The organism is Kitasatospora sp. NPDC056783 (assembly GCF_042789895.1).
Taxonomy (GTDB): domain Bacteria; phylum Actinomycetota; class Actinomycetes; order Streptomycetales; family Streptomycetaceae; genus Kitasatospora.
This window is the reverse complement of sequence record NZ_JBHUAF010000040.1, coordinates 24,754-35,155: the sequence shown is the minus strand read 5'-3', so window position 1 is coordinate 35,155 and position 10,402 is coordinate 24,754. Positions and strand designations below refer to the sequence as shown.

Genomic DNA, 10,402 nt, shown 5'->3' with positions numbered 1-10,402 from the left:
GGTCCGCAGCACATAGATGATGCCGGCCAGGGCCGCCCGGTCGGGGACGCGCAGCCGCCCGGGATGGCGATGGCGTCGTTCGGGAGCGGGCGGCAGCAGCGGAGCCACTCGCTCCCACAGGTCATCCGGCACAAGATCAACACGCACCCGGACACCCTGCCAACCAAGATCGTTGAGCACAAGAGCGCAGCTCAACTCATTTTGAAACGACCAGTAAGGCCGTTTTCGCATCACTGCGAAAACGGCCTCCGACCTGCGAAAACGCTGGTCGGGACGACAGGATTTGAACCTGCGACCCCTTGACCCCCAGTCAAGGGGTTCAACTATTGTCGGCAGCCGATGCCTTGAGGTCTCAGCTTTTTGTTGCTCAACTAAGCTGAAAACACGGGAAGTTGAGACTCTCGATGAAGATCCACGGTCGACAGAGCCCAAACCCGGCCGATGCCCAGCCGCGTTCAAGTTCGTACATAGATGTCCGTAAGCGCCCACGGGCGCTCATGAGCGCCCACCAGGCGCGGTCCCCAAATGGTCCCCAGGCCCCCGGACCCGCCTTCGTCACCGCGAGTGACAGCAATCTGTCGACCCTTCAACGGGACCCTTCTGCCGACCGCCGCAGCCCGTCGTGTATTGCCCCTGGCAGACGAAGCGGTCCGGTCGGATCAGGGTCGACTACCCATCGGATGCGGATAGTGATCTTCCGGACGGTGTGTCGCCTCGAGCGTGTCTTCGCCGTCTGGTCCTGAGTACTTCGCGCACCGCCTCGCACGCTCTGTCGCCACACCCGACACAGCAGCCACTCTTGCCCCAGAGTCACCACCCAGTCCGAGAGAAGGGGAAGCTCATGGGACAGCGTGCGCAGCGTGGTCGGGTGTACCGGCGGTGTGGTTGTTCGGACGGGCACGGGAGGCAGTTGGGTCCGTGGTGTGTGCGGTTGTTGGAGGAGACGGGTCACGGGTCGTGGACGTACTGCGTGGACGGGAAGCGAAAGACCCGCCAGCGTGGCGGGTTCGCCAGCCGTGCAGAGGCGTTGCAGGAGATGAGAGCGGTGCTGGACGGTGAGCTGCGCGGGGTCTACGAGAACCGCCGCACCACCGTCGCGAGCTACCTGCGGGAGTGGCTGGCCACAGGGAAGCCGCACCTCGCGCCGAACACGTACGCCGGCTACGCGGCGTACGTCGAGCGGGACCTCATCCCCGCTTTCGGCCACCTCGCTCCTCGACCTGCGCCCGGAGCACGTCGACGCCTGGGTCACCACCCAGCTGAAGGCCCAGCGCGGCAAGGTCACCGTCTACCGGGCCGTGTCCACGCTGCGCAACGCGCTGAACGCCGCCGTACGTTCGTGGCGCCTGCGCTACAACCCGGCCAAGCACTCCGTGCCGCCGAAGCCCCGCGCCGCCGAGCGCACCTGCTGGACCCCCGAGCACGCAGCGACCTTCCTGCGCCACGGTGCGGGGCACAACTCCGACCAGCTGACCGACCTGTTCGAGGTCATGCTCGGCACCAGCATGCGCCGCGGCGAGGTCCTCGCCCTCCACTGGTTCGACGTCCACGTCATGGACCGCAAGCTCTACGTCCGCTGGACCCTCGCCGCCATCGACAACGGCGAGATCCACCTCCGCCAGCCCAAGACCGAAGCCAGCCGCGCATGGATCAGCCTCTTCCCCAGAGTCATGACGGCCCTCCACCGCCAAGCCGCGATCCAGATGAACGCCCACCCCGACGGCCGACTCGAGGGCCTCGTCTTCGCCAAGCCGGATGGCCTGCCGCTGCGCCCCCAGTGGGTCCTCGACCAGGTCCGCAAGCTCACCGCCGAACTCGGGCTCCCGAGGAGCGGGCTGCACGCCACACAGCGGCCAGCATCATGATCGCCGCTGACATCCCCCTGGCCATCATCTCCAAGACCCTGCGCCACTCCACCCTGGCGATCACCATCAACCTCTACGGCCACCTCCTCAAGGACTCCGCCGAGCAGGCCGTCCAGGCCCTCGACCACGCCGACACCCAAGCAGTCCGCCAGACCGACTTCGCTGCCGGTCACGGCTTCGGCCAGGCGGCGTGAGCGAGGCGGGGCCCGCCACCGGTGCACCGGGTAGCATCGGCGTCATTCCGCTGGTGGGCCACGGGGCCGCAAGGTCAACGGATTCCCGTCGCCTACCAGGTCAGGGGCAGTTGCATGGGGATTCCGGAGGCCGTCTCCACTCGCGCGGCCAGGTCGGTCGGGATGGGTACGTCGAGCCGTACCGCAGTCGGAGTGTAGAGGTCGGTCTCGATCTCGGATGTCGTGAGGGACACGAGCGGCGCGTAGGAGACCGGATAGGGAGTCCATAATCCGCCGAGCGAATCAATCGGACCCGCCCGAAGGCCAGCCAGAGAATCGCCGTCATAATCCCAGCTTCACCCATTCCCTGCGGTCTCACCAAAATTCTCGGCGCTCGCCCTGGCGCATTCCGAGGACCGATCCGAGGTTAGACGCCGCCTCACCGCACGTGCTCCCCATTGTACGAGCCCAACGCCCCTCGGCCAGTGGGGAAACCGCCTCCCCCGATCCGCGACCAGTCCTTCGGGCGGTGAAGGCGCGAAGACCGATGCCACACGATCAAGCTGCCCTACCCACCAGCCGCGCATCGTGATCACCCTCACGGCGGTCGCTCTTGCCTGTCCACCAAGGACAACGCCCTCGCCAACGGCACCCGCGTCGCCCTCGCAGCCTGCAACGGCAGCACCGGCCAGAATTGGACCGTCCAGCGCGAACGGACCCTGTAGCCCGTGGCCGCCCTGCGGGGGTGAGCTGGCATGAGCCTTGCATGGTGTGGCTCCGAGATATCTCGAAGCCACACCATGCAGCATCGGGCGAACCCGCCAGTTAGCGGTCTCGCCCACGCTGGTTTCGGCCGGGGCCAATTCGGCGACGCAAATGGAAGAATTGAGTCAGATTGGCTGGCGCCGCCCCAGTCATCCGAGGTCTCGATCAGGGTCGGTATCCGGGGTGAACAATCGCGAAAGATCGGGTAGTTTCCGGTACCTAGTTCCGCAGCCCGCCGTGGCCAGCCTGGCCAACTACGCTTGGGGCAGATTTGATGCTGCCCCAAGACGGTGCCGATGGCGTCGTAGCGCCTGGCGGACGACTGCTTGATGGGATGCTCGGTCATGGCCGCCGGATGAATGTTCGCGAACCCGGCCCTACAGTCCCGGCCACTATCCACCCTCCCGGCCAACGAGGTTAGAGTCCACGAACTCCGATTACCTTCGGCCGGAAAAGCTTCGAAGCGAGTCGTCGACGAGCGTCCGGAACTCTCCGTCGAGGTCCTCCACGGACAACGAGTCAAAGGATATGAAGGCCTGTAGCCTCAGGATCCGCTTCAGGAGGTCTCGGAGGAAGTCCCGCTCGGTCACCGTCTCCAGGGGGATGTCGACCCTCTGCCAGGCCCGGAGGATCCCCCGAACGATGTGGGGGCTGCCGCCGATGGACGTCCGGCGGGCGTAGATCTGGTCGAAGGCGGACTCGCCCAGGACGGAGAGAGCGGTGTAGAGGTCCTCGGGTTCGGCGTCCCGGTCGCGGACGAGATGGGCGCGCCACCAGAGACGACCGAAGACGTGACGGGTGACGTCCGTGCCCAGGACCCGGTCCTGGTGGAAGTCGGCGTATCGCCATGCGGCCACGTCGGGCATGACCACGAGGGATAGGAAGGCCCAGAGGTCGCCGGCGACGGCCTCGGCGGGGATGATCCCGGAGTCCCGGTGGAGGATCTCGGCCGCGGCAATGTCGAACCCGCTGGCCTGCTTCCTGTTGTGCGGCGCGGGGAAGCCTCTCTCTCGGGCGGCGTCGACAATGGCGCTCCGGAGCCTCAGGAGCCGTTCCGGCGGGAGTCGCACGCCGCCGGTCGCCGTGTAGAACATGGCGAGGTGCGACTGGGCGGCGTCGCCGCCGAGTTCGTCGGGCGACTTCCCGAGGTACGACGCCCTCAGGTCCTTGGCCGCTCCGGCGAGCAGGCGTGGGAAGAGGTAGGCCATCATGTTTCCTTCGCGAAGAGGCCGACGGCGCTCTGCACGCGGGCGGAGAAGTACGAGGGGTCGCTGCGCCGCATGAGCCGGAGCGCGGCCAGCGTCGTGTCGGGCAGGTGGGTGCGGACCGCTCCGAGGAGCATGTGGCCGAGGGTGTCCGGCTCGAACGTGGATCCGTCGTCGAGGTCCTCGTCGTCGACGGCGTGCTCGATCATGAGCCGTACGACGTCCTGACGCAGTGCCGACTGGATCAGCCGTTCCGCGTGGGTGGCCTTCTCGGCCTTCCGCATGGCGTCGAGGACGAGGGTGGTGCGGCTGTTGACCAGGAGCAGGACCGCGCCCATGGTGGCGGCGTCGAGATTGGGTCCGATGTCCAGGTACCAGGGGGCGTCCTCCGGGTAGCCCGCCTCGGCGAAGTCTACGACGGCCATCGGGAACTGCGAGGCGTCGCCTTGGAGGCGGACTTGGGCGTGGTGTTGCCAGAGGATGGACCCGGCGCGCCGGGGGCCGGTCGGGTCGGGGTTGTCGAGGTTTCCGGCGAGGACGACCTGGGTGTCGATCGACAGCACTCCCCCGCTGTCCCGTCCCAGGACCGTGAAGGCCAGGTGCACCGATCTCCTCCCGCCGCCGGTCAGTCGCTCCTCGGCCGCGAGCATGCGCAGGCCGGAGCCGGAGGAGTTCCACACGGTGGTGAGGGCGAGTTCGGCGTCCTCCGGCAGCGCCGCGCTCGCACGGGCCGCGTCGAGGTCGACCTCGACGGTGCATTCCAGCTCGAGGTCGCGCTGGTAGTCCCAGTCGACCACCGAGGGGGGAAGCGGGATCCCCTGTCCGTCCTCCTGCTTGAGAAGCCACCCTTCGGTGGTCACCGTGTGCGGGTGCGGACGTCGGTACGGGTAGGCGCGGCGGCTCACACGTCACCGCCCGTCCGCTCCGAGGCCATGACGATCTCAGTCACGGTGTCGGGTGCGGGTGCGACGATCAGCGACCAGACGCGTCCGTCGCCTCCGTCGGTGTGGAGTTCGTCGGACCTGTGGAGCTCTTCGCCGTCCGCTCGCCACCCGAGCACGGTCGGTACGGACGCGCCCCGAGGCGGTTCGCCCTCTCGTCCCAGGGCGTCGTTCAGCGCCACCGACAGTCGGCTTCGGACGACCTGTTCTCCTGCGTCGACCAACTCGAATCTCTGCACGAGGACGGCGCGACCGTCCACGGTGTCGTGGAAGGGCTCGTCCAGGTAGCGCAGTCTGGCGCCGCGTCGACCGTGTGTCGCCGGGCGGGCGGGCGCGCCCGATCCGGCTTCCCCGGGATCCGGTGCGCCGCCGTTCGGGTGGCGGCTGGCCGGCCCCGGGGAGTGCACGGGGTCGGCCGTCGGGAAGACCGCGGAGCCGCCGTGTCCGGGGGCGCCCGCCATCAGCCCCGCCATCAGCTTGCTCATGCCGGCCAGCGAGACGCCGTCCCCGGCGTTATTGACGACGGCGGCGGGTCCGGAGGCGGCCTTCATCTCGTCCGCGATCTTCTTCAGGGCGTGCTTGGCGAGCTTGCGCTCGTCCAGGTCTTGGAGCCGGTCCACCATCCAGTTGTCGTGGCTGGCCGGCTCGGACAACGCGAAGGTGCGGTCCATGCCCTCGTCGGCCCGGAAGACCCCGGCGTAGCCTCCGTGCTCCTCGAAGAACGGCGGGCCTTCGAGGTACTTCACCACCAGGTCCACGGGGCGCATGAGGCAGGTGTGGTTCAACCGGTCGCCGATTCCGGCCTCCTGGGCGACCTTCGGCGGCTTGCCGGGGGGTGCGATGAACTTGCGTACGCCGAAGCGCCCGAGTGGGCGCTTCATCGTCTTGTGCTCGATGAGGACGTCCATGTCGCGGTGAGCCCAGAGGAACGGGCGCAGGTGCGGCACCTCGGAGGGCCAGGGGACGGGGACCTCCGCTCCGTCGTGGGTGATCGAGAACCGCATCGGCGCTTCCCCGCCTTCGGGGAGCATCTTGGGCCAGAGGTTCCAGACGATCGCGTCGACGATCCAGCGCATCGCCTCGGCGTCGTCCCGATCTCCGAATACGGGTTCGATCATCGCGACGGTGGTGCCGGTCTCGCCTTCGGGCAACGCCCTGAGACCGAGTTTTCGGGCGACGTCGTCGGCTTCGGCTCCGACGAGCGGTTCGACGTATCCGTCCTGGACGCGTCCCCAGTAGTGCCGGCCTGTGAAGGTCTTCGGGCCGTCGACGGTGTCGGTGCTGTAGCTCTCGTGGACGGCCCAGCCGATGAGTCGGGTCTCCAGGCGGTCGCCGACCCGGCAGCGGGTGTGGACGAGGACCGTGTGCGGCTTGGAGGCGAGGTGGAAGACCACCTTGCCGTAGCCGTAGGTGCCGCCGCGGCTGTCGAGGTCCTGGGAGCTGCCGGTCTTGCGGACGAAGGAGACGAAGTCGCAGTCGCCGTCGGCGACGACGTCGGCGCGGGTCGGGCCGCCGAGCCCCTTGGTTCCGGTGTCCGTCACCGTAAGGACGCGGAGGACCGGTCGGGCGAGGGAGGCGCGCAGCTCGAGGTGTTCGGTCGTGGGGGCGTTCTCGAGGAGCAGGTCCCGCCAGACCGGCGCTTCGGTGGGGCTCAGGGACCGGAGCTCGACGCGGTAGTCGACCGGGCCGTCGCCGGTCCGGGCGTCCCAGCTGTTCTGCGCCGACTCGCGGACGAGAAGGGTCAGCGGGTCGAGTTCGGTGGCGTCGAGGTGGCGGAGGATGCCCTCGGCCGCGCCTCCTCCCCCGGGTCCATAGGACTCGGACAGCCAGCGAGATGTCGTGGTCACGTCGGCTCTCCGATCCGGGCGAGGACGTCGTTCACTGCGTCGTCGTCGAGGCGGTCGGTCCGGACGCCAGCGAGGTCCACCGTGTAGCGGACGTCGAGGACTCCCGCCGGTACCTCCGCGCCCGGTATGGAGGTCGTGGTGAGCTTCGGGAACCCGTCGTCGACGGGGTACCAGCGGCTCTCTACCGGGGAGAGTCGCCGACCCGCCTGGCCCTGGTCGGACCGCTGGTAGCCGAGGCGGGCGAGCTTGGACAGGAACGCGACCTCGTCGTCGCACAGGTCCCTCGCGTGTGTCACGAGTTCGTCGAGGGTGCGTCCTCGCGGATCCGGCTGAAGCCGTTGCCAGGCGATGAACAGCTCACCGTCCTCCGGCGGTTCGAGTTGGTCGAGTCCGTGGACCTGGAGGAGTCTCCGTTCGGAGACCGTGGTGCTGCTCTTCACTTCCACGGCCAGGCGGCCGCCGGTGAAGTCGTGTCGCTCGCCTTCGGGGCCGGCCCAGTGGCGGACGGCTCCCGGGTCGCCTTCCAGCAGGCGGATCAGGACGAGGAGTTCCCCGAAGAGACCGACGACCTGCTCGTCCGTCAGGGAGCGCCTGCCGGCGCTGAACAGCCGGCGCCAGCGTTCCACGACCGCGCGGGCGGTGCGGTAGGGCCGATCACCGTCGGCGGCCAGCGCGACGAGCACGTCATGGCAGAGGCCGGTGAACACGTCGTCGAGTTCGCGGTCGGTGCAGGTGATGTCGGCGAAGCGGCCGTAGCTCTCGTCGTCTTCGAGCGGGCGCTCGAGGATCCGGAGCGATCCGACGGCGACGCCCGCCGAGAGTCGCTGCCGCGTCGCCAGCGGTATCAGCAGGTGCCTCATGCGGTCCGCGTCGACCGCCGCCAGGAGCGGACCGTGATCTGTCGTCACCGGAAGGGAGGACGTCCTCAGGACATGCCCCTCCGCGACCGGGGCCGCGTCGAGGTCTCGCCAGTGTTCGCCGAGGACGAGCCGGAGGTCGGGTGTGCTCATCTGCCGTCGTCCTCCATGAGCAGGGCGAGCTCGTCCTCGTTCATCGTGTCGAACTCGTCGTCGTGGACGACGTTGGAGAGGTCGGTGCTGTACCACTCGACCTCGCTGTCCTCACCGCGGGGCAGGGGAAAGACGAGGCCGACCCCCATGACGTGATCGGCGGCGTCCAGCGGTACGCGGCGTTCCTTCGTGGTGGGCGAGATCCGGTCGATCGGGTAGAGGGTCAGCAAGGCGGTCTCGGGGCACTGCACCTGACGGGCCAGCTTGAGGGCCTTCTCGGTGATCTCCTCGAACCCGCTCAGGTCGAGGTCGACGCCGGCGTCCCGACGGCTCATGAGGGTCTTGATGTCGGCGGCGTCGTGACCGCTCGCCAACTTCGCTCGGATGACCCGGTTCACGGCGACGCCCGGGGCGAACTCGTAGGCGGCGTCGGGGTCCCCGGTAAGCGGGTTGCCGATGATCGCGACGTTCCACCGCTTCAGAGCCCCACCGTCCGGTGCCTTGAGTCGCCTCTCCACGTACCGGCGGAGAAGGTTCGCGTCGCAGTCCATCGACTTCTCGTGGAAGCGGTAGCGGCCGAGGAAGTCGAGGACCAGGTCGTAGGGGACGTCGCGCAGCAGGTGCCGGCCTTTGGCAGATCGATCGTCGTGACGGGCCCCGCCGACGCGGAGGGCCTGCTCGACGAGTTCGCCGGCGGCCCGCTGGTTGGTCCGGAGCCATTCCGCGTCCGCGGTGCGGAAGTAGCGGGTCTGAACCCGCTGCCCGCCGTAGGCGGCGCTGGCCTTGACCGCGTCGCGCATCTTGGTCGCGGCGGTGATACGCAGCTTGGGGTGGTTGCGGAGGCGGACGGCGAAGGTCAGCGGGGTCTTGTCCTCGATCATGTAGGAGTCGATATCCCGCCTCATCTCGGACTCCACGGTAGCGATGTGGCGGAACCAGTCCCGCAGTTCGTCGGTCATCCAGATGCGGGGGAGGTCGGCGTAGCCGTCGCGGAATCCGAACCAGCGGCCCATCTGGAGCAGGGTGTCGTAGGTGGAGGCGCCTCGGACGAAGTAGCTGACGGCGAGGCCTTCGAGGGTCAGGCCGCGGGAGAGCGTGTTGCCGCCGACGGCGATGGCGACGATCGGGCCGGTCTCGTAGTCGAGACGTTCGAGGCTCTTGGAGTTGTCGAGGATGACGCGGCAGTCGTCGACGACGCCGGGAAGCTTGGGGAGCAACTCCTCGAAGGGCACTTTTCGTTCGCCGAGGTCCGCCGCGGAGACCCGGGCCGTTTCCGTGGCCCACAGTTCACGCAGTTCGTCGAGGAGTTCCGGTTCCTCGGCCGTGATCATGTCCGAGATCGTGGCTTTGAAGCGCTTGAGCGGTTCCTCGAAGCTCTGGTGGACCACGGTGCTGACGCTGGTGTGGACGAGCATGGTCGAGTGGGGAACGCCCTGTCCGCGCACGCGCCGGGCCGCCGTGGCGAGCCAGAAGTAGAGGACCGCGGTGCGGATCGAGCCGTCGATCTCGGGGCTGAACCCGTCGATCTCGTCCCGGCCTGGTCGGACGAGTTCGACCTCCTCCTCGGGCACGGTCCGGATCATGTCGTAGCCGTCGGGTACGTCCTGCGGGTCCTCTCCGTCCAAGGGCTCCCGCCCGAACAGGACCTCGGTGCCAAAGTGGCCGCGTGGCTTGGGCAGGTTGACGATGAAGTCCCGTGGATAGAGGTCCTTGGCCGTCGGGTCGATGAGGAGGTTCGCGAAGGGGGTGGCGGTGTAACCGACGTATCCGCCTTGGGGGAAGAGGTCGATGATCTCGCGGATCAGCGGGTTGGTGCGCTTGGAGGCGATGCTCGCCTGGTCCGCCTCGTCGTCGATGATGAGCGTCGGGCAGTTCTTCAGGTGCTCGGGGGCCTTCTCCAGCCAGTCCTTGAGCTTCCTGAGTCTGGGGACGTTCTTCTTCACCACGCACAGGACGCGTTGCTCGCTCTTGTCGGTGAAGAACGCGGCGGGGTTGCCGGCGGGCGGTTCGAAGTCGCCGTCGACTCCGGTCAGGGGGTGCCACTGGTCGATCACCGGCTGGAGGAGCTGTCGCTCGAGCCGTAGTTGGGTCTGTCGGCGGAGACCATTGTGGATGCCGGCGAGCACGATGAAGAACTTGTATCCGGCGTCCGCGGCCTTGGCGATCAGAGCCGTGAAGTTGGTGGTCTTGCCGGACTGCACGTAGCCCACGACGAGGCCGCGGGTGGAGAACTTCTTCTCCTTGGGGTGGTCGAGCAGGGAGACGACCTTGGTGGAGGCGGCGTCGAGGTCCCGAAGGCCGTCGCCGTGCCAGGACGGCTGCCGCCCCAGCAAGTCGTGGAACGCGGGCCAGCAGCGGTCGCCCTCCTGAGGGCCGACGTACCAGGTCTCGCGGTTGTTGCGCACGACCGAGCCGGGCTGGCGCTTGTCGCGGATCTCGATGGTCTCCCGCTGGTGGCGCTCGCCGATGCGCTTGACGATGTCCTCGTCCACCCGGAACAGCTTGAGCATCGCCAGGGCCTGCTCCGGCGTATGCAGTTTGATCAAGCTCCGGAATTGCTCGTACTGCGCGTCGAACTCGTCCACGGATCCCCTTC

General features: G+C 68.0%; 9 protein-coding genes and 1 pseudogene. 3 read left to right on the top strand and 7 right to left on the bottom strand.

Annotation, left to right across the window (positions count from 1 at the left end):
• Nucleotides 1-147 (bottom strand): transposase (locus ACFRMQ_RS09320; protein ID WP_380728625.1); only part of this gene is annotated, 147 nt, incomplete at its 3' end.
• A gap of 694 nt (nt 148-841) precedes the next feature.
• Between ACFRMQ_RS09320 and ACFRMQ_RS09315 the strand changes: the two are divergent.
• From ACFRMQ_RS09315 to ACFRMQ_RS09305, 3 genes and pseudogenes are all read left to right on the top strand, one after another.
• Nucleotides 842-1,195 (top strand): annotated as a pseudogene (locus ACFRMQ_RS09315) (Arm DNA-binding domain-containing protein); the annotation flags it as partial.
• Between the two features lie 103 nt (nt 1,196-1,298).
• Nucleotides 1,299-1,865: a tyrosine recombinase XerC gene (xerC, locus tag ACFRMQ_RS09310; RefSeq protein WP_380728619.1), complete on the top strand. Its 567-nt coding sequence runs from the start codon at nt 1,299-1,301 to the stop codon at nt 1,863-1,865.
• A complete protein-coding gene (locus tag ACFRMQ_RS09305; RefSeq protein WP_380728627.1) occupies nt 1,862-2,059 on the top strand; it encodes a hypothetical protein in 198 nt (65 codons plus the stop codon). Before xerC ends, ACFRMQ_RS09305 begins: the two co-directional genes overlap by 4 nt.
• 92 nt (nt 2,060-2,151) lie before the next feature.
• Here the strand turns inward: ACFRMQ_RS09305 and ACFRMQ_RS09300 are convergent, their stop codons facing one another.
• The 6 genes from ACFRMQ_RS09300 to ACFRMQ_RS09275 all read right to left on the bottom strand — a co-directional run bounded on the left by ACFRMQ_RS09300 (nt 2,152) and on the right by ACFRMQ_RS09275 (nt 10,391).
• Nucleotides 2,152-2,292, bottom strand: a complete 141-nt coding sequence (locus tag ACFRMQ_RS09300; RefSeq protein ID WP_380728617.1) for a hypothetical protein — start codon at nt 2,290-2,292, stop codon at nt 2,152-2,154.
• Nucleotides 2,293-3,240: 948 nt separating this feature from the next.
• Nucleotides 3,241-4,014 carry a DUF6339 family protein gene (locus ACFRMQ_RS09295; RefSeq protein ID WP_380728615.1) on the bottom strand — a complete coding sequence of 258 codons (774 nt, stop codon included), beginning with the start codon at nt 4,012-4,014 and terminating at the stop codon, nt 3,241-3,243.
• The gene (locus ACFRMQ_RS09290) at nt 4,011-4,868 is read right to left on the bottom strand and encodes a hypothetical protein (RefSeq protein WP_380728613.1); all 858 of its coding nucleotides are present in this window, start codon (nt 4,866-4,868) and stop codon (nt 4,011-4,013) included. The genes ACFRMQ_RS09295 and ACFRMQ_RS09290 overlap by 4 nt, the downstream gene beginning before the upstream one ends.
• A gap of 41 nt (nt 4,869-4,909) precedes the next feature.
• A complete protein-coding gene (locus ACFRMQ_RS09285) occupies nt 4,910-6,796 on the bottom strand; it encodes a hypothetical protein (protein WP_380728611.1) in 1,887 nt (628 codons plus the stop codon).
• Nucleotides 6,793-7,806, bottom strand: a complete 1,014-nt coding sequence (locus tag ACFRMQ_RS09280) for a PD-(D/E)XK motif protein (protein WP_380728609.1) — start codon at nt 7,804-7,806, stop codon at nt 6,793-6,795. Before ACFRMQ_RS09280 ends, ACFRMQ_RS09285 begins: the two co-directional genes overlap by 4 nt.
• On the bottom strand, nt 7,803-10,391 hold the full coding sequence (locus ACFRMQ_RS09275) for a Z1 domain-containing protein (protein WP_380728607.1): 2,589 nt from the start codon (nt 10,389-10,391) through the stop codon (nt 7,803-7,805). The genes ACFRMQ_RS09280 and ACFRMQ_RS09275 overlap by 4 nt, the downstream gene beginning before the upstream one ends.
• Nucleotides 10,392-10,402 lie beyond the last annotated feature (11 nt).